Origin of the sequence: Paraburkholderia unamae, assembly GCF_003268775.1 — a bacterium.
Lineage (GTDB): Bacteria > Pseudomonadota > Gammaproteobacteria > Burkholderiales > Burkholderiaceae > Paraburkholderia > Paraburkholderia unamae.
In genome coordinates, this window is sequence record NZ_QLSU01000018.1 from 97,983 (window position 1) to 124,335 (window position 26,353).

General features: G+C 64.9%; 24 protein-coding genes. 5 read left to right on the forward strand and 19 right to left on the reverse strand.

The features are described 5' to 3' along the window. Positions 1-18 precede the first annotated feature (18 nt). Positions 19-1,005, forward strand: a complete 987-nt coding sequence (locus tag C7401_RS26865; RefSeq protein WP_112174466.1) for a bifunctional helix-turn-helix transcriptional regulator/GNAT family N-acetyltransferase — start codon at positions 19-21, stop codon at positions 1,003-1,005. Here the strand turns inward: C7401_RS26865 and C7401_RS26870 are convergent. The 7 genes from C7401_RS26870 to C7401_RS26900 form a co-directional block, all read right to left on the reverse strand. Continuing rightward, complete coding sequence (locus C7401_RS26870) at positions 1,000-1,878, reverse strand: SMP-30/gluconolactonase/LRE family protein (RefSeq protein WP_112174467.1); 879 nt, start codon at positions 1,876-1,878, stop codon at positions 1,000-1,002. The two genes, C7401_RS26865 and C7401_RS26870, sit on opposite strands and share 6 nt — an antisense overlap. After that, the gene (xylB, locus tag C7401_RS26875; RefSeq protein ID WP_112174536.1) at positions 1,875-2,642 is read right to left on the reverse strand and encodes a D-xylose 1-dehydrogenase; all 768 of its coding nucleotides are present in this window, start codon (positions 2,640-2,642) and stop codon (positions 1,875-1,877) included. Before xylB ends, C7401_RS26870 begins: the two co-directional genes overlap by 4 nt. A gap of 89 nt (positions 2,643-2,731) precedes the next feature. Beyond that, on the reverse strand, positions 2,732-5,137 hold the full coding sequence (locus C7401_RS26880; RefSeq protein WP_112174468.1) for a glycoside hydrolase family 3 N-terminal domain-containing protein: 2,406 nt from the start codon (positions 5,135-5,137) through the stop codon (positions 2,732-2,734). A 108-nt stretch (positions 5,138-5,245) separates the two neighbouring features. Then, positions 5,246-6,376: an ABC transporter ATP-binding protein gene (locus C7401_RS26885; RefSeq protein WP_112174469.1), complete on the reverse strand. Its 1,131-nt coding sequence runs from the start codon at positions 6,374-6,376 to the stop codon at positions 5,246-5,248. Positions 6,377-6,406: 30 nt separating this feature from the next. Beyond that, on the reverse strand, positions 6,407-7,270 hold the full coding sequence (locus tag C7401_RS26890; RefSeq protein WP_258397253.1) for a carbohydrate ABC transporter permease: 864 nt from the start codon (positions 7,268-7,270) through the stop codon (positions 6,407-6,409). A gap of 2 nt (positions 7,271-7,272) precedes the next feature. Further along, positions 7,273-8,190, reverse strand: a complete 918-nt coding sequence (locus C7401_RS26895; RefSeq protein WP_181565697.1) for a carbohydrate ABC transporter permease — start codon at positions 8,188-8,190, stop codon at positions 7,273-7,275. A gap of 60 nt (positions 8,191-8,250) precedes the next feature. Then, positions 8,251-9,552 carry an extracellular solute-binding protein gene (locus C7401_RS26900; RefSeq protein ID WP_112174470.1) on the reverse strand — a complete coding sequence of 434 codons (1,302 nt, stop codon included), beginning with the start codon at positions 9,550-9,552 and terminating at the stop codon, positions 8,251-8,253. A 241-nt stretch (positions 9,553-9,793) separates the two neighbouring features. Here C7401_RS26900 and C7401_RS26905 point away from each other — a divergent pair, with 241 nt between their 5' ends. After that, positions 9,794-10,870, forward strand: a complete 1,077-nt coding sequence (locus C7401_RS26905) for a LacI family DNA-binding transcriptional regulator (RefSeq protein ID WP_224044430.1) — start codon at positions 9,794-9,796, stop codon at positions 10,868-10,870. Here C7401_RS26905 and C7401_RS26910 read toward each other — a convergent pair. The 10 genes from C7401_RS26910 to C7401_RS26955 all read right to left on the reverse strand — a co-directional run bounded on the left by C7401_RS26910 (position 10,849) and on the right by C7401_RS26955 (position 20,547). Continuing rightward, positions 10,849-11,238, reverse strand: coding sequence for a type II toxin-antitoxin system VapC family toxin (locus tag C7401_RS26910; protein ID WP_112174472.1), 390 nt, complete (start codon positions 11,236-11,238; stop codon positions 10,849-10,851). The genes C7401_RS26905 and C7401_RS26910 overlap by 22 nt on opposite strands. Beyond that, a complete protein-coding gene (locus C7401_RS26915; RefSeq protein ID WP_112174473.1) occupies positions 11,238-11,468 on the reverse strand; it encodes a type II toxin-antitoxin system Phd/YefM family antitoxin in 231 nt (76 codons plus the stop codon). The genes C7401_RS26910 and C7401_RS26915 overlap by 1 nt, the downstream gene beginning before the upstream one ends. Before the next feature lie 411 nt (positions 11,469-11,879). Then, positions 11,880-12,113 carry a hypothetical protein gene (locus C7401_RS26920; protein WP_112174474.1) on the reverse strand — a complete coding sequence of 78 codons (234 nt, stop codon included), beginning with the start codon at positions 12,111-12,113 and terminating at the stop codon, positions 11,880-11,882. Between the two features lie 30 nt (positions 12,114-12,143). Then, entirely contained in the window at positions 12,144-13,274 is a 1,131-nt protein-coding gene (locus tag C7401_RS26925; RefSeq protein WP_112174475.1) for an ABC transporter ATP-binding protein, read from the reverse strand. Between the two features lie 100 nt (positions 13,275-13,374). Continuing rightward, positions 13,375-14,712 (reverse strand): GH1 family beta-glucosidase, encoded by a 1,338-nt coding sequence (locus C7401_RS26930; protein ID WP_112174476.1) that lies wholly within the window; start codon positions 14,710-14,712, stop codon positions 13,375-13,377. Positions 14,713-14,770: 58 nt separating this feature from the next. Then, positions 14,771-15,601: a carbohydrate ABC transporter permease gene (locus C7401_RS26935; protein WP_112174477.1), complete on the reverse strand. Its 831-nt coding sequence runs from the start codon at positions 15,599-15,601 to the stop codon at positions 14,771-14,773. Then, positions 15,598-16,623 carry a carbohydrate ABC transporter permease gene (locus C7401_RS26940; RefSeq protein ID WP_112174478.1) on the reverse strand — a complete coding sequence of 342 codons (1,026 nt, stop codon included), beginning with the start codon at positions 16,621-16,623 and terminating at the stop codon, positions 15,598-15,600. The genes C7401_RS26935 and C7401_RS26940 overlap by 4 nt, the downstream gene beginning before the upstream one ends. Positions 16,624-16,730: 107 nt before the next feature. Next, entirely contained in the window at positions 16,731-17,978 is a 1,248-nt protein-coding gene (locus tag C7401_RS26945) for an ABC transporter substrate-binding protein (protein ID WP_112174479.1), read from the reverse strand. Between the two features lie 128 nt (positions 17,979-18,106). Beyond that, entirely contained in the window at positions 18,107-19,189 is a 1,083-nt protein-coding gene (locus C7401_RS26950) for a LacI family DNA-binding transcriptional regulator (RefSeq protein WP_112174480.1), read from the reverse strand. A gap of 203 nt (positions 19,190-19,392) precedes the next feature. Continuing rightward, a complete protein-coding gene (locus C7401_RS26955; RefSeq protein ID WP_112174481.1) occupies positions 19,393-20,547 on the reverse strand; it encodes a porin in 1,155 nt (384 codons plus the stop codon). 643 nt (positions 20,548-21,190) lie between these two features. On the opposite strand from C7401_RS26955, the gene C7401_RS26960 reads away from it, so the two are divergent. Next, positions 21,191-21,472, forward strand: a complete 282-nt coding sequence (locus C7401_RS26960; RefSeq protein WP_258397255.1) for a BON domain-containing protein — start codon at positions 21,191-21,193, stop codon at positions 21,470-21,472. A gap of 153 nt (positions 21,473-21,625) precedes the next feature. Here the strand turns inward: C7401_RS26960 and C7401_RS26965 are convergent, their stop codons facing one another. Then, entirely contained in the window at positions 21,626-22,510 is an 885-nt protein-coding gene (locus C7401_RS26965) for an isocitrate lyase/PEP mutase family protein (RefSeq protein WP_112174483.1), read from the reverse strand. 216 nt (positions 22,511-22,726) lie between these two features. On the opposite strand from C7401_RS26965, the gene prpR reads away from it, so the two are divergent. Then, on the forward strand, positions 22,727-24,691 hold the full coding sequence (gene prpR, locus C7401_RS26970) for a propionate catabolism operon regulatory protein PrpR (RefSeq protein ID WP_258397256.1): 1,965 nt from the start codon (positions 22,727-22,729) through the stop codon (positions 24,689-24,691). Positions 24,692-24,755: 64 nt separating this feature from the next. Then, entirely contained in the window at positions 24,756-25,367 is a 612-nt protein-coding gene (locus C7401_RS26975) for a LysE family translocator (protein WP_373864458.1), read from the forward strand. A gap of 29 nt (positions 25,368-25,396) precedes the next feature. Here C7401_RS26975 and ctlX read toward each other — a convergent pair whose 3' ends face one another. Then, complete coding sequence (gene ctlX, locus C7401_RS26980) at positions 25,397-26,335, reverse strand: citrulline utilization hydrolase CtlX (RefSeq protein ID WP_112174486.1); 939 nt, start codon at positions 26,333-26,335, stop codon at positions 25,397-25,399. Between the last annotated feature and the right edge of the window lie 18 nt (positions 26,336-26,353).

The window sequence follows — 26,353 nt, forward strand, 5'->3', positions numbered from 1 at the left end:
CACCGCATGGAGACGGCCATGGATTTCGTGGAAATGCCGGCGCAACCGCGCGAAACGACCATCCTCGAGCTGCGCGAATTCTCGCGGCGGCTCGTGCGCGAACTCGGCTTCATGCGCACGACGCTCGCCGACAGCGATCTCGCGCCCTCCGCCGTGCACGCCATCATCGAGATCGGCGCGCGCCCCGGCATCAACGCCAAGGCGCTCGGCGAGATCCTGCGGCTCGACAAGTCGAACACGAGCCGCCAGGTCGCGCGACTCGAAGCGGCCGGCCTCGTCAAGCGCAAGGCCGCCGACGATGCGCGCTCCACCGAGCTTCACCTGAGCGCGGCGGGCCAGAAGCTGCGCACGAAAATCGACCGCTTCGCGACCGACCAGGTTTCCGGCGCGCTGCGCCGGCTCGTTCCCGCCGATCAGCAGACCCTCGTGCGCGCGCTCGCGCTTTACGCCGACGCCCTGGCGCACGACAACCCGAATGTGGCCAGCACCGCCGCGCAAAGTGCGGGCGTGCAGATCGTGGAAGGCTACCGCCCCGGCTGCATCGGCGACGTCGCGAGCCTGCACGCGCGCTTCTACGCCGCGAACTGGGGCTTCGGCGCGTACTTCGAGAAGAAGGTCGCGACCGAACTCGCCGCGTTCGCCAACGATCTGCCGGCCGAAGGCCGGGCACTGTGGCTCGCCGTGGAACGCGAGCGCACGCTGGCGTCGCTCGCCATCGACGGGCACGGCGGCGACGCCACGGCCAGCGCGCACCTGCGCTGGTTCATCGTCGACGACGCGTTACGCGGCAGCGGCATCGGCCGGCAGTTGATGGAAAGCGCGATGCGCTTCGTCGACGCGCACTACGCGCAGACCTACCTCTGGACGTTCAAGGGCCTCGACGCCGCGCGCCACCTGTATGAATCGTTCGGCTTCCGGCTCGCCGAGGAGTGCGAAGGCGACCAGTGGGGCACGCCAGTGGTCGAGCAACGTTTCGTGCGCCTCGCGGGCGGCGCGGCGTCATAGCGCGACCTTGCAGCGTGCCTGAACCTGCCCGGCCACCGGCGAGCGGAACGTGAACAGACCGCCCGCCTGCGGCTGCTGTTGCCGCTCGACGGCATCGAGCCCCTTCCACGCCGTCGTCACATACACCGTGCGCAGATCGTCGCCGCCGAACGCGAGCTTCGTGATGTTCGCGCACGGAAAGCGCACCTCGGCCACGTGCTCGCCCTCGGGCGAGTAGCGCTCGATGCGCCAGCCGCCGAACAGCGCGATCCACACGAAGCCGTCGGCGTCCACGGCCAGGCCGTCCGGGTGGCCCTCGCCCGCAATCGCGGCGAACACGCGCTTGCGCGAGAGCGTGCCATCCTCGGCCACATCGAATGCGTACACCACGCGGCGCACCGTGTCGTTGTGATAGAGCGTGCGGCCGTCCGGGCTCATGGCCGGTCCGTTGGTGATCACGTAGTCGCTGTCCTGCGTGCTCAGCGCGCCGTTTTCATCCACGCGATACAGCGTGCCGCTCGACGCCTGCTCCGCGTCGTCCATCGAGCCGAACCACAGGCGGCCGCGCGCATCGACGAAACCGTCGTTGAGCCGGTTGCCGGGCAGATGCGCTTCGATGTCCATCAGCTTGCCAAATTGACCGCTCGCGGCATCGAAGCGATACAGGCCGTCGGGCAGGCCGCACACGAAAGCCTGCCCGCCAAGCGGCGCAAGGAAGCCGGGTTGGTCAGGCGCCTGCCATGACCGGTGCTCGCCGGTCTGCGCCGCGAGGCGATGAATGCGGCGCCCCTTGATATCGACGAAATAGAGCGCGTTTTCCGCGGCCTGCCAGAGCGGCCCCTCGCCAAGCTCGGCGCCCACTGGCCAGATGCATGAGGGTGTCGGCATGCTCATTCCCCGTACGTGCCCGCGTCGACGTAATAGTCGCGGCCCGAGCAGCGCGAGGCATCGTCGGATGCGAGAAAGAGCGCCATGCGCGCGACGTGCCCGGGCTCGATGCGCTGTTGCAGACATTGACTCGCCACGACCCGAGCTTCGCTTTCGGGCGTTTGCCACATGTTCATCTGCCGCGCCGTTTTCACGGCGCCCGGAATGATGCAGTTCACGCGGATACCTTCGCCGCCCAGATCGCGCGCCAGGCCGCGCGTGAGCCCCTCGATACCGGCTTTCGCCGTCAAATAGAGCGCGAGATTCGGCAGCGCGACGTGCCACGACACTGAGCCGAAGTTCAGGATCACGCCGCGCCCCGCCTCGCGCATGCCGCGCGCCACCGCCTGCGCGCAGAAGAACTGATGCCGCAGGTTCACGGCGATGCGGGCGTCCCAATAGCTCGCGCCAAGCGCGCCGACTTCGTGGCGGTCGTCGTTGCCGGCGTTGTTCACGAGCACGTCGACCGGCCCCACGGCATCGACGATCGCGGCGAACGTGCTTTCGATCTCATCGACATTGCACAGATCGCAGCGCCGGAAGACCGGCGGATATTTCGCATGACGTAGCGATTCCTGCAACGCGAGCGAGTCGTGCTCGGCCACGTCGAGAAAGAACACGCGCGCGCCCTGCTGCGCGAACGCCTCGACGATCGCAGCGCCGATACCGCTGCCGCCGCCGGTCACGACGATCGTTTTGTCCGAGAGACTCGGATAGATTGCATACGACATCTGATCTTCCACCTATTACGATTCAATCCCCACACAGGCGCCGCCCATCGTGCCTCGCTCACGGCGCCCGCCCTTCCCCCTGCCGCCGCTCACGCCTCAACGCGCACCTCGCTCACCATGCGCCAGTCGCGCGGAAGCGTTCGCAGCGCATTGCCCTCGACCGACACCGTGCCGGTCAGATGAATGTCGCGGCTCGAACTGCCTACCATCAGATCGAAGTCGCCCGGTTCGACAATGCGTTCGCCGCGTCCATCGGTGAAATTGAGCATGTCGACGGGCAGTGTCACGCGCACTCGCGCCGACGCGCCCGCCGCGAGCGGCACGCGGGCAAACGCCTTCAGTTCGCGCACGGGCCGCGCCGACGACGCAAGCTGATCGCGCACATAAACCTGCACGACCTCGGTGCCTTCGCGCGGGCCAATGTTTTCGAGCGTGAAGCTCAGTTCAATCGTGCCGTTTTCTATCGGCACTGCGCGCCGCGCGAGCGCCAGTTCGCTGTAGCGAAACCGCGTGTAGCCGAGGCCAAAGCCGAACGGATAACGGCAACCGAAGTGATAGGCAACGGGCGTGCCGGCGCTCTTGAGCCGATGGTTGTAGACATACGGCACGGCCCCGGCGCTCTTCGGCACGGAAAGCGGCAAACGGCCGCTGAAATTGGCGCGGCCCGTGAGCAGATCGGCCAGTGCCTCGGCGCCGCGCTCGCCGGGCGCGAACGCCATGATCTGCGCGGCGATGCGTTCTTCGAGACCGCCCAGGTTGTACGGGCGGCCGCCCGTCATCACGACCACCGTGGGCGTGCCGCTTTCCACCACGGCCGCAAGCAGCGCCTGCTGCACGCCCGGCAGATCGAGGCTGTCGGTGTCCGAGCCCTCGCCCACCGTGCCGGACTGAAACAGGCCCGCGAGATCGCCCACGAACACGATCGCCACGCCCGCCTGCCGCGCCGCCTCGACCGCGCCTGCAATTCCTTCGGTATCCTTGCTGATCAGTTCGTCGCGACACGTGTTGCCGCTCGTCTCCAGCGATACATCGCCGGGGAACACCGGCGCGCCCGCGCGCCGCTCCTTGATGATGTCGCAACCTTTGGCATGCAGCACACGCTCGTGACCGAGCCGCGCGTGCAGCGCACGCAAGGGCGTGAGCATTGTCGCGGTGGACGGCTCGCCGCTGTTGATCAAATGCACGGGGAAGCTGTAGCCCGCGAGCAGCGCAAGCGGATCATCGGCGGTCGGGCCGATCACGGCGATTTTCTCCGCGCCGTTCTCGTTCAAAGGCAGCACGCCGCCTTCGTTGCGCAGCAGCACCGCCGATTCGAGCGCGACCCGGTACGCGGTATCGCTCGCCGCCACGCCCTTCACGTCCACACGCTCGGGATCGACATACGGATTGTCGAACAGGCCGAGGCGGAATTTCATGCCAAGCACGCGCGCCACGGCCGCGTCGATCGTCGATTCGGCAATCTCTGCGCGCGCCAGCGCCTCTTTCAGGTGCACCGCGCATTCGTGCCCCGGCAATTCGACGTCGAGCCCCGAATTGAACGCGAGCGCCGCTGCCGATGCGCTGTCGCGCGCCACCGCGTGATGGCTGAACAACAGATCCACACCCGCATAGTCGGCGACGACGAGTCCGTCGAAACCCCACTTCTCGCGCAGCGTGTCATGGAGCAGCGCGCGGTTGCCGTGGCAGGGCACGCCGTCGATGTCGTGATACGCGGGCATGACCGACCCCGCGTTCGCCAGCTTCACCGCCATCTCGAACGGCAGCATGAACACGTCGTTGAGTTCGCGCGGGCCGACGTGCACGGGCGCATGATTGCGGCCGCCTTCGCTCGCAGAGTGGCCGACGAAATGCTTGAGCGTCGCGAGCACGTCGCGCCGCTCGCCTTGCAGACCCCGCACGTAATGACACGCGAGCACGCCAACCAGATACGGGTCCTCGCCGAGCGTTTCCTCGGTGCGGCCCCAGCGCGGGTCGCGCGACACATCGAGCACCGGCGCGAGCCCTTGATGGCAACCGATCGAGCGCGCCTGCTCGCCGATGATGCGCCCGACCTCGCCCACCAGATCCGCATTCCAGGTGGCCCCATAGTTGAGCGGCGACGGGAACAGCGTGGCGTCCTTGATCATGAGGCCCACGAGGCATTCCTCGTGCGACATCACCGGAATGCCCAGGCGCGTGTCTTCGACCATCTTGCGCTGCAACGCGTTGAGCGCGCGCACGCCTTCTTTCGGGTCCACCGTGTGCGTGCCGAGCGGGCGCGTGATCTGCCCGAGGCCGTGGCGCAGGATCTCGTCGACGGTGATTTCATTGGCGCTGCGCGCGAAGTCGATGCTGCGCGCCTTGTGTTCGCCATCGGCCGAGAGTTTGAGCCACGCGGCGTGAAGCTGCGCGATTTTTTCGTCCAGCGTCATGCGCGCCATCAGATCGGCAACGCGCGCCTGCACGGACGCCGCGGGATTGCGGTAAAGCGGACCTTCACTTTGGCGAAGCAACATCGGTAACTCCTGTATGGGCCCTGTTATACGAATTTCATACTGCTTATAAAATTTCGTCATCCTTCTTATTGACCGAACGCCGACGCAACGCGCGCGAAGCGATACCGGCTAATGCAGACGCGGCACTGCGAAGTCGCCTTCGTCGAACACGTGGCAAGCTTCGGGCGCGAGCGTCAGTTCGATGCGGTCGTCGCGCGCCACGCCGCCGTCGCCGGGCAACTTTGCGACGATCGCGCCGCCCTCGCGGCTGCCGCCTTCGAGATGCACATAGCTGTGCTCGCCCATACGCTCGACAAGGCGCACCGCGCAGCGGATCGTCTGCGCACCGGGCCGGTTCATGGGCAGGCCGAGATGCTCCGGCCGGATGCCAAGCGTCACCTGCGAGCCCACGCGCAGCCCGGCCCCGTTCACCTGCGCGCGCACGCGCTCGCCCGTGGTCAATTCGACCTCCACGCCATGCGCGTCGATCGCAAAGACAATGGCAGGCAGAAAGTTCATCTTCGGCGAGCCGATGAAGCCGGCCACGAAGCGGCTTTTCGGGCGGTGATACAAGTCGAGCGGCGCGCCGATCTGCGCGATGCTGCCGTGCTTTTCCATCTCAGCGCCTGCGTGCAGCAGCACGATCTTGTCCGCGAGCGCCATCGCCTCGATCTGGTCGTGCGTGACGTAAATCGCGCTCGCGCGGCGAAACTCGCGATGCAGCCGCGCGATCTCGATGCGGGTTTGCACACGCAGCGAGGCGTCGAGATTGGAAAGCGGCTCGTCGAACAGGAACACGCCGGGCTCGCGCACGATCGCGCGGCCAATCGCCACGCGCTGCCGCTGCCCGCCCGACAACGCGGCGGGCCGCCGCTCGAGCAAGCCGTCGAGTTGTAGCGCGGCCGCCGTGCGGCGCACCTTGCTGTCGATCGTCGCCCGGTCGATCTTCGCCTGGCGCAGGCCGAACGCCATGTTCTCGTACACGCTCATATGCGGATACAGCGCATAGTTCTGAAACACCATCGCCACGCGGCGCTGCGCGGGCGGCACGTCGTTCATCAACTGGCCGTCGATACGCAACTCGCCCGCCGTGATGCTTTCGAGTCCCGCGACCATGCGCAGCAAGGTGGACTTGCCGCATCCCGAAGGCCCGAGAAATACGCAGAACTCGCTGTCACCCACTTCGAGGTGCGCGTCGCGAATCACCGGCGCGTTGCTGCTGTACGCCTTCTGTACTTTGCTCAGAGTAATGCTTGCCATAGCTCGTATCGTGTCCGCGGTTAAACTGGGTCAGCCCTTCAGCGAGCCGGCCATCATGCCCTTGATCAGGCGTTCCTGGCCGAATGCATAGGCGACGATGAGCGGCAGCGACGTCATCGTCACGACCGCCAGCATCGCCGGAATGTTCGACGAGTACTGCCCCTGGAAGTCCCACACGGCAAGCGGCAGCGTGCGATGCGCGGGCGTGGAGGTGAGCATGTACGCGAAGATGAACTCGTTCCACAGCGCAATGCCGTTGTAGATCGCGACCGTTGCGAGCCCCGGCGTGGAGAGCGGAAAGAAAATGCGCCAGAAAATCCTGAACGGCCCGCACCCGTCCAGTTGCGCCGCCTCCTCCAGCTCGCGCGGAATCTGGCGCATGAACCCGGTCAGGATGAAGATCGAGATCGGCAGGCTCAGCGCCACATACGGCCCGAGCAACGCGAACTGCGTGTCGTAAAGCCCGAGGTTGCGCGTGAGCAGATAGATCGGCACGAGCGTGGCGTGCAGCGGCACGATCATGCCCGCAATCACGAGACCGAACAGCAGCCGGTTCAATCGAAAGCGCATGCGCGCGAAGACGTACGCGGCCATGGCGCTCAGCACGACGATCAGCAGGACCGAGATGCCGACGATAAACACGCTGTTGCCGAAATACGTGAAGAACGGGCCGCGCAGCACGTCGAGGTAGTTGCCGAAATACACATGTACCGGCAACGCCCATACCGGCGCGGAGAAGGTTTCCTCCTGCGTTTTCAGGCTCGTCACCACGACGAACAGGAACGGCAGCGTGGTCACGGCCAGCCAGATCAGCGCGAGCAGCGGCACGCCGATACGCATGCGTGGAACGCGCAGAAGGCGCGGCAAGCGGGGGCGAAAGGTGGCGCTCGACATGCTCAGACTTCCGTTTCGTAACGACGCGTGAAGCGCAACGCGATAGCGGCGACCAGCGAGACGATGAGGAACATCGCGGAGCCGATCGTGCTGCCATAACCCAACTGGAACGAACTGAACACGGTACGGTACATATACGTCGCCATCAGTTCCGACGAGCCCTCGGGGCCGCCTCCCGTCATCACGTAGATCAGGTCGAAATAGCGCAGCGAGCCGAGCACCGAAAGCAGCACCGCCGTGCGGATCGCGTCTTGCAGATGCGGGAGCTTGATGCGCCAGAAGATCGTCCATTCGGACGCGCCGTCGAGCAGCGCCGCCTCGCGGATTTCCGCCGACATCGACGAAAGGCCCGCGAGAAACAGGATCATGTAGAACGGCACGTTCTGCCAGCAGATCACCGCGATCGTCGAAGCCAGCGAGAAGCGCGTGTCGCCCAGCCAGTCCTGCGCGAGCGAGTCGAGCCCGACGGCATGCAATGCCACGTTCAGGGGTCCGAAGTTCGGATCGTAGACGTTCTTGAACAGCACGCCGATCGCCACGCTCGACATCAGCAGAGGCAGGAAATACAGGATCTTCAACAGGCGCGAGCCGCGCCCGGCCTTCTCCAGCAACACGGCAAGCGCGAGCGCGATCGGCAGCTCGAACACGATCGAGGCGAGCGCGAGCAGCACGTTGTTCCAGAGCGAATGCCAGAACACCGTGTCGCGCGCAAGCTGCGCCCAGTTGGCGAGGCCCACGAAGCGCGAGTGCGTGCCAAGCCCAGTCCAGTCGACTAGCGAGAGCTTCAGGCTGGAAAGCAGCGGATACAGCAGAAAGATCGCCAGCAGCACGACAGCCGGCGCGAGAAAGACCGTAATGACCAGCCATTGCGACGAGATACGCGTTCGCTCGGCAGGCGCGGCGGAAATGGCGATGTTCACGGATCGTATGGTCCGGCGCGCGTCGCTCGACGCGCGCCAAACTCCTCTTCGGACGATGAGTTAGCTGCCCGCCGACTGCGCGGCGGCTTCCATTTGCTGCGCGGCGGCCTCAGGCGTGAGCGAGAGGCCGAACAACGCCTGCGACGTGTCCTTGTGCAGCTCGCCGAGCTTCGGCGGCAGTTCCTGGTCGTACCAGAGCTGCACGTTCGGCGCGGAGGCGATCAGCTCCTGCAAGCGCTTGAGGAACGGGTCGGTGATCATGACGTTCTTCACCGGCGGAATCTTCTTGTCGAGCACGCGGCCGCGCATCGAGGCGTCGTCGGTCATCGTCTGGATCAGCTTGAACGCCGCGGCCGGGTCCTTGCACTCGGTCGAGATGCTCATGAAGCCGTCGCCCACGGTGCCGATCACGTCGCGCGGGTCGCCCTTGCCGCCCGGCACGCTCGGGAACGGGAAGAAGTCGAGCTTGCTCGCGAAAGCGGGGTTCTCGTTCTGGATCGTCGACGCTTCCCAGCCGCCCATCAGTTCCATCGCGGCCTTGCCCGAGTACAGCAGGCGGCGCGACGCGCCAACGTCGTAGTCGAGCCCGTTATAGCCCTGCGCGAACGCGCCCGCCTTCACGAGGTCCTGGATGTACTTGCCCGCTTCGACGAACGCGGGGTCGGCGAAGCTGCCGCCGGGCGCGCGCTCGACGGCCTTGCGGAACACCTCGGGGCCGCCGATGCGATCGACGAGATACATGTAGTACATCGAACCGGTCCACTTGTTCTTGTTGCTGAGCGCGAACGGCGCGACGCCGTGCGCGTTCAGCACCTGCACCACGTGCATGAGCTGGTCCCATGTTTGCGGCGGGCTCAGGTTGTACTGCCTGAAGATGTCCTTGTTGTAGAAGATCACGGCCGCCGAGGCGTTTTCCGCCGCCACGCCGTAAATCTTGTTGTCGAACGTGACCGCGTGCCACGAGGTGGGCAGGAAGCGATCCTTATACGAAGGGTCTTTCTGCAAAAAAGGCGTCAGGTCGACGATCTGGCCGGCCTTCACGTATTCGTGCAGCGGGCCGCCGCCCCAGGACTCGAACACGCAGGGCGGGTCGCCCGCGCCGAAGGCCACCTTCAGCTTGGTCTTGTACGCCTCGTTCAGGACATGCGAGTCCTCGACCTTGTAGCCCGGGTTCTGCTGCTCGAAGCGGTCGGCCGCGTCGCGCAACACCTTGCTCGACGTCTTGTTGGTCTGCTGGTCCCATTCCGTGATCGTTTTGCCGGACTCCGCCGCCAAGGCGGTCGACACCGCCGCGGACAATGAAAACAGCAGCGCGGTGGCGCCGACGATGGACCGCGCTTTGGTGAAAGCCGGGTACGCCATGTGTGTGTCCCCTCTCCTGGGTTTTCGAGAACCGCTCAATCACTAACGTTAGCCTTAACGTTAATGCATGTTAGACCTGCGTAATAACTCCGGCTATGCGGGCTTTTACCTGGGACGGCGCGATGGTCCTTGCGCGCCGCGCAAGGTTGGCAGAACGGGACGCGCATGAAATACAGGGCTTCTGATAGAATAGCCAACATATAAACGGTATCGCTAACGTCCATAGCGACTCGACCCTGACATGACCTCTCGTACACCTTCTACGCGCATGGCAAGGCAAACCCCCACGCTCGAGCACGTCGCCAAGCTTGCCGGGGTGTCGCAAATGACCGCGTCGCGCGCGCTCAACGGCCGCCCCGGCGTGTCGCGCGAAACACGCGACGAAGTGCTGAGAATCGCTTCGGACATCGGCTATGTCGTGAACCGCACCGCGCAAAAGCTCTCGGGCGGACGCAACGGCATCATCGGCATCATCACGCCCACGCTCGACACCCAGTTCTCCAGCGAGCTGATTCTCGGCGCGGGCCGCGCGGCGCGCGGCGCGGGCATGGAAATGCTGGTGTACACGGTGTTCGACGAAGACCGCCATACGCATCACGACCTGCTCGGTTTGATCCAGCAGTTCTCCGACGGCATTCTTGCGATCCTGCCGCGCGAATCGCTCTGTCTCGAAGCGCTCACCACGGCCAAGGTGCCGGTCGTCGTGGTCGATCAGCGCGGCACGCTCACGGGCTTTCCCTCGGTTTCGGTGGACAATTACGGCGGCGCCTGTCTCGCGGTCGAGCATCTCGCGCATCTGGGCCACAAGCGCATTGCCTTCCTCGCCGGCGACGAAACGATCGAAGGCGTGCGCGACCGCCAGCGCGGCTATCACGACACGCTGGCTCGCCTCGGCCTGCCGCGCGAAGACGCGCTCGTCGCCGCGGGCGACCTCTCGCAAATGATGGCGTTCGACGTCACGTTCGATCTGCTCAATCTCGCCGAGCCGCCCACGGCGATTTTCACGGCCAACGACCAGAGCGCGTTCGGCGTGATCGCCGCGGTTCGCGAAGCGGGCCTGCGCGTGCCCGACGACATTTCGGTGATCGGCTTCGACGACATTCCGATGTCCGAGCAATTTCATCCGGCGCTCACGACGATCCGCCAGCCGTTCCAGCAAATGGCGCGCTCGGCGGTCAACACGCTGCTCGCGCAGATCGCGGGCATCGACGCGGCGTCACAGCGCATCACGCTGCCCGCCGAACTCGTGGTGCGCGACTCGACCGGACCGGTGCGCACGAAGCAACGCCGCACGCGTCACCAGATCGTTTCGACGTAAGTCGAGGCGCGCACTTTCGCGTCCGAGGTCACGAGCGCGCCGCCGTGCGTGCGCGCGGTGGCGACAATGAGCCGTTGATGCGAGGTGAGCGCGGGCGGCAGCGTCGCCGCACGCAGCGCGATCTCGGTGTCGACCGGCACCATGCGCACGCCCTCCAGCTTCAGGAAGGTGGACAGCCAGCTTCGCGCGTCCATCGAAAGACCGAGACTGCCGTGCTTGACGAAGTCCGCGATTTCAAGCGCGCTGATTGCCGAGATCAGGATGTCGCCGCCGTCCAGTTCCCGGTCGATCGCATCGTGCGCGGCCTGGCTCAGCGCCTTTTGCCGCCCTAGCCAGCACACGAGCGCGAGCGTATCGAGCGTGATCATCACTCTTCCCGCTCGGCGGCGAGCGGTTCGAGCGCGTGCTTCAGATTGAAGTGAATGATCGACGCGCGCAGCAGTTCGAGCGGGTTCTCTTTCTTGCTGCGATAGGGCCGGATTTCAATGGTGGGCTGGCCCCGGTCCGTGACGATGACGGTTTCGCCCAGCGTTTCGACCTGGCGGAACAATTCGCAGGCGCGGGACTTGAAAATGGCTTTGGATACTCGCTTTTCCATGACGCTCTCCACCCATCACAATTTCAGACGATCATTTTTGGCATCGGGCCTGCGGCCCGGCGGCGCTTTATGAAGTTCGGGCTCTTGCCGTCGCAGGCGCTCTTACCGGTAACATCCGTGAGCCGCAGCCGATCAATTAAGAAGAAACCTGCTAAACGTTACCCTTAACGTTAGTTCATGTTAGTGGCGCGTATCTGGGGCCGCCATGCGTGGTTTACCCAGGCTCCACGGTGTGCCCAACGAAGTCGCGTCATCGTCGCCCATCCCCGCCCAGCAGGGCTTTCACGGCATGCAAGCTCCCTCCGCTCCAACGGCGACATCTCGCATGCAGGTGACGATACGGCTAACGTTAGCCCCGCGATGAAAGCGCTTTCGCCCGCGGCACTTCTATCACGCCGTGATCCTTTGGCGTCAGTCTGCCGGCCGCCAGTCCGCGCTCGCATCAGGAGGCAGGTTCCGGTCCGAATCCGGCTCCAGTCGCCACGGTCCCGACGACCCTTGCGCATCGAAATGCACGATCATCTTGTGCAAAGCTTCGCGCTCAGTCGCCGGGCCCGAGCGAGGCGACGCCGGTTCGGCGGCGGGCGTGTCCCCGGCAGCGCCCTGAGCCGCGCGGTTGAAATCGTCCTTCGATCCTTGCTTCATCGTTGCGCTCTCCACCGTCACACGAGGCCGTCAAGCGACTGCGTGAGCGCTCTGCCCCACTTCGGGACGCTCGAACGCCACGGTCTCGCCGTTCGCGTCGAACACCGTGACCGACGATGACGCCACCTTCACGCCCACGCGTGCACCCACCGCGTGCTGCGCGTCCTTCTTGTCGAGCTTCAGGGCAATGGCGTGGGCCATGCCGTCCAGGCGCGCGTGCAGGATCGAAACGTCGCCGAGATGCTCGACCAGTTCGACGCGCGCGGCGAGCCCTTCGTCAGCCGGCCCGATGCTCAGGTGCTCGGCACGCACGCCGATCGTGAGTTCGCCGCTCAGCGCGCTGGGCGGGCGGCCGGCCAGCGCGATACGATGGTCCGCGCCGCCCAGTGCGAGCACCGTTTGCGTCGCGCCCTGCGCCACCACCGTCGCGCCGAGCATGTTCATCTGCGGCGAGCCGATAAAGCCGCCGACGAAACGGTTGGCGGGCCGGTCATACAGATCGAGCGGCGCGCCGCTTTGCTCGATCCTCCCCTTGTTGAACACGACGATCTGCTGGCCGAGCGTCATCGCCTCGACCTGATCGTGGGTCACGTAGATCATCGTCGTGCCCAGTTCGCGGTGCAGCTTCGCGAGTTCGATACGCATCTGCACGCGCAACGCGGCATCGAGATTCGACAACGGCTCGTCGAACAGAAACACGCGCGGCTTGCGCACGATCGCCCGCCCGATCGCCACGCGCTGGCGCTGGCCGCCGGAAAGCGCCTTGGGCTTGCGCTCCAGCAGGTGCGTGATTTGCAGGATCTCGGCGGCGCGGCCCACGACCTCCCGCACTTCGCGCTTCGATTTGCCCGCGAGCTTGAGCGCAAAGCCCATGTTGTCCGCAACCGTCATATGCGGATAGAGCGCGTAGCTCTGGAACACCATCGAAATGCCGCGGTCCGCCGGTTGCAGGTCGTTCACCCTCACGCCGTCGATCACGATGTCGCCGCCGCTCACCGTTTCGAGCCCGGCGATCATGCGCAGCATGGTGGACTTGCCGCAGCCCGACGGTCCCACGAACACCGTGAACTGGCCGTCCGGAATGTGCAGATCGATGCCCTGAATGACCTGCGGTCCTTCGCCGTACGTCTTCGAGACGTTGCGCAATACGAGTTCGCCCATTGTTACGTTCTCCTGAATCCTCTTGCTTGCATGCCCGCGTGACCCTGCCCTGCTGCTGTCGCGCCACGCGGGATACGGCGCGCCTGACTACGTGTGCGCGTCAGCGCGATGCCATCGCGCCGGCGTGTTCCGCGATCACGTCGCGATACCAGTGCGCGCTATCCTTGAGCGTGCGCTGCTGGGTTGCGTAATCGACGTGCACCATGCCGAAGCGCTTGTCGTAGCCGGACGCCCATTCGAAGTTGTCCAGCAGGCTCCATGCGAAATAGCCGGCGACATCGACACCTCGCTGCGCCGCTTGCGCCAGCGCGGCCAGATGCAGGTCGTAGAAGCGAATACGCTGCGCGTCGTGCACCCGGCCGTGCTCGAGTGCGTCTTTCGTCGCGCAGCCGTTCTCGGTAATGTAGATGGGCGGCAGCGTGTAGTCGGCGTTCAAGCGCGTCAGCAATTCGGTGAGGCCTTCGGGATAGATTTCCCAATCCATGTCCGTGAAGCCGTGCTCGCCCGGCGGACGCTTTTCGCCCGATGCGCTCGCGAAAATTCGCGTGTAATAGTTGATGCCGAGAAAGTCCAGCGGCGCGCCGATGATCTCGAAGTCGCCTTCGCGCACGACATCCTGCGGTCCGCTCTCGCCATACCAATGCAGCGCCTCGGCCGGGTATTTGCCCTTGAAGATCGGGTCCATGTACCAGCGCACGAACTTCGCGTATTCGAGCGACGCGGCGGCCAGGTCCTCGGGCGCATTCGTCGCGCCGTGCGCAGGCGACTGGTTCAGCACGATGCCAAGCGGCGCCTTCACGCCGTCGGCACGCAGCGCCTGCACGGCGAGACCATGCGAAAGCAGCAGATGGTGCGCCACGTGGGCGGCTTTCTTCAGGTCGGCGTTGCCGGGCGCGAAATAGCCCGTGGCGTTGCCGAGCCACGCGGTGCACCACGGCTCGTTGTGCGTGGCGATCGAAGCCACCCGGTCGCCCAGCGCGCCGCCGATCTTGCGCGCATAGTCCGCGAACCGGTAGGCCGTATCGCGGTTCTCCCAGCCGTTTTGCGCCTCCTGGAGCGCGAGCGGCAGGTCCCAGTGATACAGCGTCGCGAATGGCTGGATGCCGCGCGCGAGCAAACCGTCCACCAGACGGTCGTAGAACGCCAGGCCCTTTTCGTTGAACGCGCCGCGGCCATCCGGCTGCACGCGCGGCCAGGCAATCGAGAAGCGATAGGCGTTGACACCCAGATCCGCCATGAGGTCGAGATCCTGCTCGAAACGATGATAGTGGTCGCAGGCCACGTCGCCGCTTTCGCCGTTCACGACCTTGCCGGGCACCCGGCAAAACGCGTCCCAGATAGACGCGCCGCGGCCGTCCTCATGCGCTGCGCCTTCGATCTGATAGGAACTGGTGGCTACGCCCCAGACGAAGTCTTCCTTGAATCGAAACGTCGACATAAACGAAGTATTCCTCAATAGTCATGCCCGCGTGGGCGTGGAGAAGATGAAGCGCACTTCATGACTTGACCGCGCCGGCCGTCAGGCCGTCGATCAAGCGTCGCGAAGTGAAGGCGAACAGCACCAGCAGCGGCAGCACCGCGACCGCGGACCCCGCCATGACCGCGCCCCAGTCCGAATTGGTCGGGCTTTGCAGAATGCGCAGCGCGAGGGGCAGCGTGTACATCGAAGGCGAACGCAGCACGACGAGCGCCGAGAGAAAGTTGTTCCAGCTTTGGATGAAGCTGATGAGCCCGAGCGTGCCCAGCGCCGGCCCGAGCAAAGGCATCACGATGCTCCAGTAAATGCGGAACTCGCCGCAACCGTCGATACGCGCCGCCTCGATCAGGTCGTGAGGAATGGCCGAAGCCACGTACTGGCGCATGAGGAACACGCCAAGCGCGGCAGCGGCGCCGGGCACGTACAGCGCGCGGGGCTCGTTGATCCAGCCAAGCAGGTTCATCGTCATGAAGGTCGGGATCATGCTGAGGAACGGCGGCACCAGCATGGCCGTGAGCGCCACCGCGAACAACGCCTTCTTGAAGCGGAACTCGTACATCGCGAACGCATAGCCCGCCATCGAGGTAACGAGCAGCGTCAGCACCGTCTGGAGCGTGGAGGTATAGAAGCTCCAGCCCAGATTGCGCCAGAACGGTATATGGCGCATGAGCGACGCCATATTGTCGAGAAACGCGTTGCCGAACCAGAGCGGCGGCGGCATCGAGAAAATCTCGGAGCTCGTGTGCGTGGCGAAGACGAACATGAACCAGAACGGCGAGAACATCAGCACCGCGCCCGCGAGCACGATGGCGTAGCCGGTGTAACGGGCCTTGTTGTTCGACGGTTTCATCGCGATGCCTCCTCGTTCATGCCGCTGCGGTGAAAAATTCGCGTGTTGAGCCACATCAGCGCGGAAATCGTGATGAACAGCAGCCATGCAATCGAACTGGCCGTGCCGAAGTCGCCGTCATGAAACGCCGTGCGATACATGTAGACGGCGGTGGTCAAGCCGGACTGGCTCGTCCCCATGCCTTCGTTCGGCAGCAGAATGAATGGCTCCTCGAACAGTTGCAGACCGCCGATGATGGACAGCGTCACCGCGAAGAAGATCATGGGCTTCAGCAGCGGAATCGTGATGCGCGTGAACTGCTGCCAGCCATTCGCGCCGTCAATGCGCGCCGCTTCGTAGATATCCTTTGGAATGGTCTGTAGTGCAGAGAGATACAGCACGGTGTTCCAGCCCACATAACGCCAGAACACCACGAGAGACACCGCCGGCTTCACATTCGCCGGGTTATACAGCCACTCAACCGGCTTCGAAGGCACGATCCAGTGCAGCCCCGGAATCTTGCCGATTTCGGCGATGGCGAGGTTGATCATCCCGAAGTCGGTCGAATACAGCGACGAGAAAATCAGCGCAATTGCCACGCTCGACGTGATGAAGGGGAGGAAATACAACCCCACGACGACATTGCGCCAGCGTCGAAACGCGGTTTGCAGAAAGAACGCGAGCGGCAGCGCGACGAGATGTTGCGGGACGCCGGACAAGATCGCCATGGAAGCCGTGTTGTAGAGCGATTTCCAGTACCAGGGATCGGTCAGCGTGAACGTAAAGTTCGAGATGCCCACCCATTTCATGCTTGCGAGTCCCGCCGTCGCGTCCCAGCTCTGGAACGAGAGATACAGCGAAAAGAGCAGCGGAAACGCGAGAAACACGGCGAATAGCAGGAAAAACGGAGCAAGAAACAGGTACGGCGCGATCTTCACCGTGCGCAGCCGCGATCGGGCGCGAGGCGTGGCGAACGGCGCCAGGCCGTCGCTCATGCGCCCCTCGGGGGCGGCGGGTTCGGTGGTGGGCAGTGGATAGTTCATCAGTAGTTCCGTCCATTCTGGCGTGGCCGCGCTTCATGAGCGGCCACGCTGTGACAGCCAGCTTCGGCGGCGGCGCGAAGCCTGCCGCGCCGTTTCCCGAAGGCCGCTTACCGGCGGACCCGATGCGCGATCTGATCCTGGGCTTCCTGCAACGCCGTGTGGATGTCCTCGTTGCTGTCCACCACCTTGTCGAGCGCGGAATGCACCGCCTCCTCGGCGACCTGGTCATACTTGCTGCGCTGGATCGCCGGAATGTGCGTGGCCGCGTCGCGCCAGATCAGGCGGGCCTTCTCGTTGCCGAGGAACGCGACCGGCTGCGCGAAGAACGCATCGTTCTGCGCGGAGAGCAGCGCGGGGAACGCGTCGATCGAGCGGAACGAAGCAAGCTGCGTGTCCTGGCGCGTCGTCAGGAATTTGATGAATTCCCAGGACATCGGCTTCTGCGTCGCTTTGACGGGAATCGACCAGAACGTGCCGCCGAACGACGCGTAGGCGCCATTGGGAAGATTGGTCGCGCGCCACAGGCCCTTGGTGTCGGGCGCGATCCACGACGAGAGGTGGCCGCCAAGCCATGCGCCCATCATCTGCGTCGCGACGGTGCCGCGTTTAAAGCTCTCGGCCCATTCGTTCGACCACGGGGTGATCTTCGCGTCGAGGCCGAGATCGCGTGCCTTCTTCGCAAGCTCGAAGGCCTTCACGAAGCGCGGCGACGTCACGACGGGGTTGCCGGCCTTATCGAAGTACACGCCGTCGCCCGGCTTCAAGTCGGCGCGAATATAGATGTCCTCGATATCGCGCGACGACGCCATCAGGTACGCCCCCGTCGCCTTCTTGATCTTCTGGCCGGCCGCGAGATACGAGTCCCACGACTTCGTGAGGTCGGCTTCGCTCACGCCCGCCTTGTCGAGAATGTCCTTGCGGTAGAACAGCGTACCGGGACCGATGTCGCCCGGCATGCCGACAATCGCGCCGTCCTGCGTGGTGGCCTGCGCGAACGTGTAATTGATGAACTCGCTCTTGTACTGACCGGCGTTATACGGCGGCTTCGAGAGGTCTTCGAGACCGCCGCCCGCCGCGAAGCGCCCAATGAAACCCACTTCGACCGCCATCACATCGGGCAGGTCCGAGCTCGTGGCGAGCGCGGTGGTCATGGCGTTATGGTGATCGGCGATCGCGAGCGACGACACCTTGATATCGACATCGGGATGGAGCTTCTTCCACGCGGGAATCGCATCCTTGATTTCCTGGTCGAGCTTCGGGAAAACCGCAACCGTCAACGTGGTGTTGGCTTGCGCGCCCACTGTTGCGAGGCTGAGCAGCACTGCGGCGGCCGCGCCGGAAAAACGGAACTTCATGTTTTGTCTCCTGATGATACGTTCGTGAATAACGTTCGACTGCTCATCGATTACTTCGTACTGCTTCCCGCCAGGTGAAAGCGCTTTCACATCCGTGCTGAAAGATCCGCCCCCCGGCGGTCCCTGCGTTACCCCGGCTGTGCTCCCGAACTCGCGGGCGGTGCGATGCGCCGCGTGGTTTCGCGCGTCACGAGCGTGAGCGGAACCGGGCTGAGCGAGATGGATTGCTTGCGGATCATCTGCACGATGCCCTGCGCCGCGAGGCGGCCGATTTCAAACGTCGGCTGCCGTACCGTCGTGAGCGGCGGCGTCATGTACGACGACGTGGGCAGATCGTCGAAGCCGACCAGCGAAATGTCTTCGGGCACGCGCACGCCACGGCGGAACATCGCGAGGCGCGCGCCATACGCGGTCTGGTCGTTTGCGCAGAACACCGCGCTGAATGTCGGGCGGCGCGCCATCAGACGCTCCATCGCGGCCAGCCCGCCCGTCTCCAGGTAGTCGCCCTGTTCCACGAGACCGGCGTCAAAGCCAATGCCCGCTTCCTCCAGCGCGATGCGGTAGCCGTCCAGCCGCTCGATCGCGTCCTCGTGACTGCTCGGCCCGGCAATGAAGGCGATCTCGCGATGCCCCTCTTCGATCAGATGCCGCGTCGCGTCGCGCGCGCCCTTGAGATTGTCGATCGGCAAACCGGCCAGCGCGGGGCCGTTGTGCAACGAGCGCCCCAGCACGAGCATCGGCGCGTGCCGCGCGTATTCCGCAAGCGAGGGCTCATCGAGCTGCGCATGCAGCAGGATGACGCCTTCCACGCGGCGCGCGATCAGTTCTTCGAGGCGCGCCTTTTCGTCGTCGAGATTCCAGCGGCTGCTCACGAAGATCGGTGTAAAGCCGGGCTCGTACAGCGACTCCTCAATGCCGCGCAGCCACTCCGCGTAAAAGGGACTCGACACGGCCTGCGTGAGCACGCCGATCGTTGCGGTCCGGCCGCTCGCCAGGCTGCGCGCCAGCACGTTCGGCCGATAGTTGAAACGGGCAATCGCCTCTTCCACGGCGCGCTGCTTTTCGGGCAGAACGCGCGCCGAACCATTGAGGATGCGCGACACCGTGCTCGGAGAAACCCCGGCTGCGCGCGCGATCTCCTCGAGCTTGACATTGGGCGAGCTGATGTCCTCTTTGGGTGCGTCGCGATTTTCGTTAGGGCCGTCGGTCATGAGTTCCGCCTGAATGATTGCCTGAAAGCGCTTTCAATTAAAGAAAGGTGTGATCCGTGGTGCGCGCCCGAAACCCCGCACTCGAAAAAAGCAGCCGATGCGACCCGGGTGGAGGAGTTGTCGCATCGGCCTCTCCATACAAGAGAATCAAGCAGTACCTAACACTCAGAGATCACTACAACGACAGGTCAGACAGGAACAACTCAGAACATATGCATGACGCCCGCGAACACGCCGGTCTGGCTATGACCGTAGCTCGGGTTGTCGTTCGACGACGTGCCCGTTGCCGCGTCGAAATTGTTGTTGCCGTACGGGCCGTTGCCCAGGTTGATGTTCGACGTCGAACTGTTGTGCACGTAACCGGCTTCCGCGTAAAGGAAGGTGCGCTTCGACAGGTTGTACGTCGTGCCGAGCGTGTACAGCGTGGCGTTGCCGTTGCCATTGTTCGCGTTGGCGTGGAACACGGCTGCGGTGATCGCCGAGGCGTCGTTCACCTGCCATGCGGCGCCGATCCATTCGTGGTTCACGCTGGTCGGCGCGCTCACGCCGGCCGGCTGCGAGGCGTCGCTCACGCCCATGCTCGCGTTGGTGGCATCAGGCGCGCTCAGGTGCTGGTAGCCCGCGTAGAGTTTCACCGGCCCGAACACGTAGGTGCCGCCCGCGAGAATCGAGCGCGAAGCCGAGTAGACGTTGTTGAACGAGCCGTTGGCGCCGCGCACTTCGTCGTAGATCACGCGGAAATCGCCGCTGCCCCAGGTGTAAATGCCTTCCACGGCGTTCGTGCGGCCCTGACCGGTCGGCACGCCCTGCGCATTGACGGGCGCCGAGTTCCAGCTCGTGTTGTTCGTCAGCGAATACTGGCCTTTGAGCACGAGGCCGCCGAACAGCACGGGCGAGTCGTACTCCGCGCCGTTGCTCGTGCTCGTCCAGTTGCGGCCGCGCACGAGTGTCGAAATCGCGTAACGCTGCATCAGTTGCGGGTCCGTGCCCCAGCTATCCTGCGCCAGTTCGCCGGCGCCGAGATTACCCATCTTGAAGAGACCGAAGCGCTCGTTGGTGAAACCCACCGTGGCGTGACGGCCGAACAGGTTGCCAGCCGAAGCGCCGGTCATGGTATTGAGCTGACCTTCGAGCTGGAAGACCGCTTTCGTGCCGCCGCCGAGATCCTCGGAGCCGAGGAGCCCGAACCAGGAGCAACCCCAGTCGCCGCTCTGCGCCGAGAACTTGTTGCCGCCCGGAAGACCGGTCTCGTACTGCACGCCGTTGTCGATACGGCCGTACAGCGTGACGCTGCTCTGGGCGTGGGCCACCGTAGCCGCCGCTGCCATGACAGACAAAGCAATGACTTTCGTTTTCATTAGGTTTCCTATATATCCTCTGGCGTCTCCAAACCATCCAGGCCGTGTGTGCGCTGCACCTTTGCTGCCTGGCTGAAATGCTCGAATCACATTTCGGAGCGATTATAGGGAGGCCCCTGCGCCGCCCATCGAACTTCCTGACCAGGGAAAACGACGTTACCGATAACAGTTGCGCGCAATGTGGCCACGCTGTACCACCCCGTCTTATGACCATGAGGTCATGGTCACCTGCCTGGCAAACCGGTTTGGGTTCGTGAGCGAAAAAACGGTGCACGCGGAAAACCGCGCAAAAAATTCCGTTAGCATGAAAGCGATTTCAAGCTTGACAGCGTCTTTGGAGCGTGTTCAATGTTGTGAAGATGCAACGACTCGCCGGCTCCCGCTGTTCTTTCGCCACGTCGCACCCGCGGCGTCCCGTCCGATCCCGATGCACCTGCAAACCTTTCGCCGGGTAACGGCACGACCGTTTCATGCTCGGCGCGGCAAGATTCTCGAAGCGCCCTTGCGGTGCGTGGCCATGGGAGCCCATGGCGAGGAATTTTGTCCGATGACTTCGCGGCCCCGCATGGTGTTGGACCGGAAGACGTGCTGCCGGAGTTTGCCGGCGCACTTGCCAATGTAAGGAGGTGTTGTGAAAACAACCATGACTTCCACGCTCGCGTTATTGATCGCCAGCACCCTGGCGCCAGCCGTTCTCGCCGACACCGGTTCGAGCGCAAGCGACGGGCAGATCGAACACAATGTGCGCGTCAATGCGGCGCGCCACGGTGTTGGGCTGTCTCACGTGTTTGTGTTTTCCCGCGGGGGTGCGGTCACGCTGGTCGGGTGGGTTCCCCAGCATGAGGATGTCGCGATGGCCGGACAAAGCGCGGCGGCCGTGGACGGTGTGACCTCGGTGAACAACCAGCTTGCACGTGGACGTTGAGTGAGGATCGGAGCGGTCGTGTGTCTCTGTACAGGCCGCGTGAGTTCTTCAATTATTCCGTACCACTGATTATTGTTCCGATCAATGGCTGCGGATAGGTTCCGGTCGCCGGCGCGCGCAACAGACTTCACGCGCCGGCGACCCGCCCCGCGTTTACTCCTTGGCCGCGTATTCGCGATCGAGGCGATCGAACAGCGGCTTGTTCACGAGGCGCTGGCGTTCCGCGAACGGCGCGACGATATTCGCGTCTTCGTCGAGGCGGCCGTTCGCGCTCAGCATGCCGAGCGCGCGCTGCATGCCCACCAGCGCGCCTTGCAGCGCCGCGTTCGCGTACAGCACCAGCGCGTAGCCCAGACCCGCCAATGCCTCGCGCGACTGCACCGGCGTCTTGCCGCCGATCACGATGTTGATGAGTTGCGGCGCGTCGATGAGCTTCGGCAGGCGCTCGATGTCTTCGAGCTTTTCAGTCGCTTCGATAAAGAGGATATCCGCGCCCGCCTCGATGAACGCGTGGCCGCGCGCGATCGCGTCCTCGATACCGTGCACCGCCGCCGCGTCGGTGCGCGCCATGATGAGCAGGTTGCCGTCTTCGCGCGCATCCACGGCCGCGCGGATCTTGCCCACCATCTCGCTCGTGCCGATCACTTCCTTGTTGGCGAAGTGGCCGCACTTCTTCGGCATGATCTGGTCTTCGAACTGGATCGCGTCCGCGCCGCTGCGCTCCAGCGTGCGCACGGTCTGACGCACGTTCAGCGCGTTGCCGAAGCCCGTGTCGGCGTCGACGATGAGCGGCAGGTTCACCGCGTCGCGCACGCGCGCCGTGTGCTCCGCCACGTCGGACAGGCCGATGAAGCCGAGGTCGGGCAAGCCGAACGACATGTTCGTCACGCCCGCGCCCGTGAGGTAAAGCGCTTCGAAACCGGCGTCCTCGATCACGCGCGCACTCATCGCGTTGAAAGCGCCCGGCACGAGCAGGCCGCGGCGTTCGTTGACCTTGGCGCGGAACGCAGCGCGGCGCGCAGCAGTGGAATTCGTCATTGCAGTCACTCCATGAGTTGGGGATTGGGATGGATAGCCTTTCTGCACGAAGCATGCCAGTTAAGGTGGAAGGTGCTCCAAGCCCGATAAAACAACGACTTAGGGGTTTCGCTGGGATTGCGAGTGTTTCGTGGCACAATGCCTGAAACGTTTCATGGAACGCATTTCGAAACAACCCATGGAACAGACCCTCCCTTGTTTCCCGAGGTCAGTGCCGTGCCCCTGCCCAGCCAGCCCCAAACCGCCAGCCGCCCGGGCATCGCGCTCGTGAGCATCAGCCGCCTGCGCAGTCTCTGCGAAGCCGTTGCGCCACGCTACGCCGAAGAGGCGCGCTTCTTCAACATACGCGAGGGCTACGGCGACGCCGTGACGGCGCTGCAACCCCATATCGAAGCGGGCGCGGTGGACGTCGTGCTCGCCGCCGGGTCCAACGGCGCCTACCTGCGCGACAACCTGAGCGTGCCCGTCGTCATGGTGAAGGTGAACGGCTTCGACGTGCTGTCCGGCATCACGCATGCGAACGCCACCTGGCCCGGCGCGCCCATCGGCCTGATCCTGCACGAAAGCGTCTCGCACGAACTCGCCGATATCGGCGCGTGGCTCAACCTGAGTCTCACGCAGCGCGCCTATCGCAGCGTCGACGAAGTGCGCGCCGCCGTCACGGCGCTCGCCGCCGTGGGCTGCCACGTGATCATCGGCCCCGGCATGGCCTGCGACCTGGCCCAGGCGGCCGGGCTCGAAAGCGTGTTCCTCTACTCGCTCGGCGCGGTGCACGAGGCGTTCGAGCGTTCCGTGGAGCTCGCGCGCGTGAGCCGCCAGAAAGAGTCGAAGCGCGTGCGCCTGAACACGATCGTCGCGCACCTGCGCGACGGCGTGGCGGCCTTCGACGAAGCGGGCCGGCTCGAAGCGGTCAATCCGGCCATGCTCGATCTGCTCGGCCTCGACCGCGCGCGCGACGTGAGCACGCAGCTTGCGCACTCGGTGGGTCCGCTGCTGCGCGAAGTGGCGGGCGGCGACGCGCCCGTTGACGAGCGCGTCGAGCAGATCGGCGGGCGTTCGCTCATCGTGAGCTGCGTGCCCATCGTCGAGCAGGGCGCGCGCTCGGGCGCGGTGGTGACGGCGCAGGACGCGCTGGTCGCGCAACGCATCGACCGCTCGTTGCGCACGACCCAGCGCCCGCGCCATCTGGTGGCGCGCTACGAACTGGACGACCTGGTGGGCGCGGCGCCCGCAATGGCTCGCCTGCGGCGCCTCGCCGCCATGAGCGCGGCGCACGACGCGACCGTGCTGCTCACGGGCGAAAGCGGCACCGGCAAGGAGCTCGTCGCACAGGGCATTCACAACGCGAGCCGGCGGCGTGGCAATCCGTTCGTCGCCTTCAACTGCGCGGCGCTGCCCGAAGGCTTGATCGAGAGTGAATTGTTCGGCCACGAGGAAGGCGCGTTCACGGGCGCGCGGCGCGGCGGCAAGCCGGGTCTCGTCGAAGTCGCGCACACCGGAACGATCTTTCTCGACGAAATCGGCGAAATGCCGCCCGCGCTGCAAAGCCGCCTGTTGCGCGTGCTCCAGGAGCGCGAGGTGACCAAGCTCGGCGCAAGCCGCGCCACGCCCGTGGACGTGCGCGTGATCGCGGCCACGCATCGCGACCTGCGCGCGATGGTGCAGGAAGGCGCGTTTCGCGCCGACCTGTATTTCCGCCTCAATCTGCTGCCGATCGCTTTGCCGCCGCTGCGCGAGCGCCGCGAGGACATCGCCGCGCTGGCGCGCCACCTGCTCGAACGCATGGCCGAGCGTTACGGTCTGCGCGCCGCCGCGATCGAGCGCGTGCTCACGCTGTTCGCACCGTATTTCGCGCGCTATGCGTGGCCGGGCAATGTGCGCGAACTGGAGAACCTGCTCGCGCGCGGGGCGATTTTCCTCGGTGACGATTCCCCCAACGCGCCGGGCAATGATTCGTTCTACGATATTTTTCCGGAGTTCGCGCGTACAGAGGACGTGATCGAGGTCGCGCCGCAAGCAAGCGCCGCCGTGAGCGCAATGCAAACGCAACGCGAAAGCACGCCCGTCACGCGCGCGCAAGTCGAGCGCGCGCTCGCGGCGCACGGCGGCAATCGCGCGGCCGCCAGCCGCGCGCTCGGCATCGGGCGCACCACGCTCTGGCGTCTGCTCAAGGCCGGCTGATCCCCATGAGCAGGCTCGGGTAAGATGGAGACCACGCCTCCACCCTGCCGCGGAACCTGCCATCGTGAACTATTTCAATGTCCTGCTCGCGCTTTCCGGCGTTCTGTTCCTGAGCGTCGCCAGCCCCGGACCGAACTTCGTCATCGTCACGTCCACGGCAGTCGCTTCGCGCCGCGCGGGGCTCGCAACGGGCCTCGGGCTCGCCGCCGCTTCGGGCACCTGGGCGTGGATCGCCATCGCGGGCCTGAGCCTGATCGTCGCGCACGTCGCCTGGATCGGCACCGTGCTGCGCATCGCGGGCGCGGGCTATCTGATCTGGCTCGGCGCGAAAACGCTGCTCACGGCGCGCCAGCCTTTGAAGGTGTCGGCGCATGGCGCAACCTCGGGCTGGAGTGCCGCGAAAAAGGGCTATGTCGTGAGCATGACCAATCCAAAGGCGATCGCGTTCTACGGCAGTATCTTCGCGCTGATGGTGCCCGCCGGTTCGCCGCGCTGGCTCGAAATCGCGGTCGTGGTGATCGCGATCCTCATTTCGTGCGCGTGGTATTGCACGATGGCGCTGCTCGCCTCGCATCCCGCCGTGCGCCAGTTCCTCATCCGGCGCAAGGCCGCGCTCGACTCCGTGGTGGGCGTCGTGCTGATCGCGCTTGGCGGCCGGATGCTCGCGGGGCGCTGAGTTCGCCCGCCGCGAGCGCGCGCAGGCGGCTAGCGCCGCTTCTCCAGATGCACGCCGGCCAGCATGCAGCGCACCGACCCGCCGGCCATCTCGATGGTCGGCACCTTCAGCGGCAGCAATTGCGCCGAGCGTTCGATCACACTTCGCTGCCGCGCAGTCAGGCAATCGAACGCACGCTGCGACAACGCGAGCACGCGCCCATCACGCGCCGAAAGCTCGATGGCGTTGCCCGCGAAATCGCCGATCTGCTCCGGCTCCAGTCCGATGACAGTGCGCCCGCTGCGTTCCAGACGCTGATGAATCCAGGCGCGACGCGCAACGTCGTTGATCATGTCGAGGCCGACCAGCGCGAACTCGGTCGCAACGCTCATCATGACGTTGGTGTGATAGATCGGCCGGCCATCCGCGCCAGTCGTGTCGAAACACTCGGGCTCGAACTCGAAGCGCCGGCAAAAGCGCGCGAGCGCCACGGGGTCGGCGCGGCGCGAGCGCGCCGTGTACGCCACGCGGGTCACATGGTCGAGCACCATCGCGCCCGTGCCCTCCAGAAATACTTCGTCATGCTCAAGACCTGAGAAGTCGGTCACATCCTCCACGCGATACTCCGACTTGAGCATCTCGATCACATCCGTGCGCCGTTCGCGCCGCCGGTTGCCGCTATACATCGGATAGAGCGCGACATGCCCGCCCGCGTGCGTGGAAAACCAGTTGTTGGGGAACACCGAGTCGGGCGTGCCGTGCTCGCCGAAGTCGTCGAAGAGATGCACGCGCACGCCCGCGTCTTCGAGCGTTTGCGCGGCGCGGCTCACCTCCTCGCGCGCCGCCTCGGCGATAGCCCCGGCGCGCTCGCCGCTCGCGCCGGCCGTGCACTGGAACGCGTTGTCCGCGGCCGTTTCGGGGTTGGGATGAAAACGGTGCGGCCGGATCATCACGACGGCGCGAGGCGCCTGGATCGAATGGAAATTCATGGGGCGTAGCGAATGAGA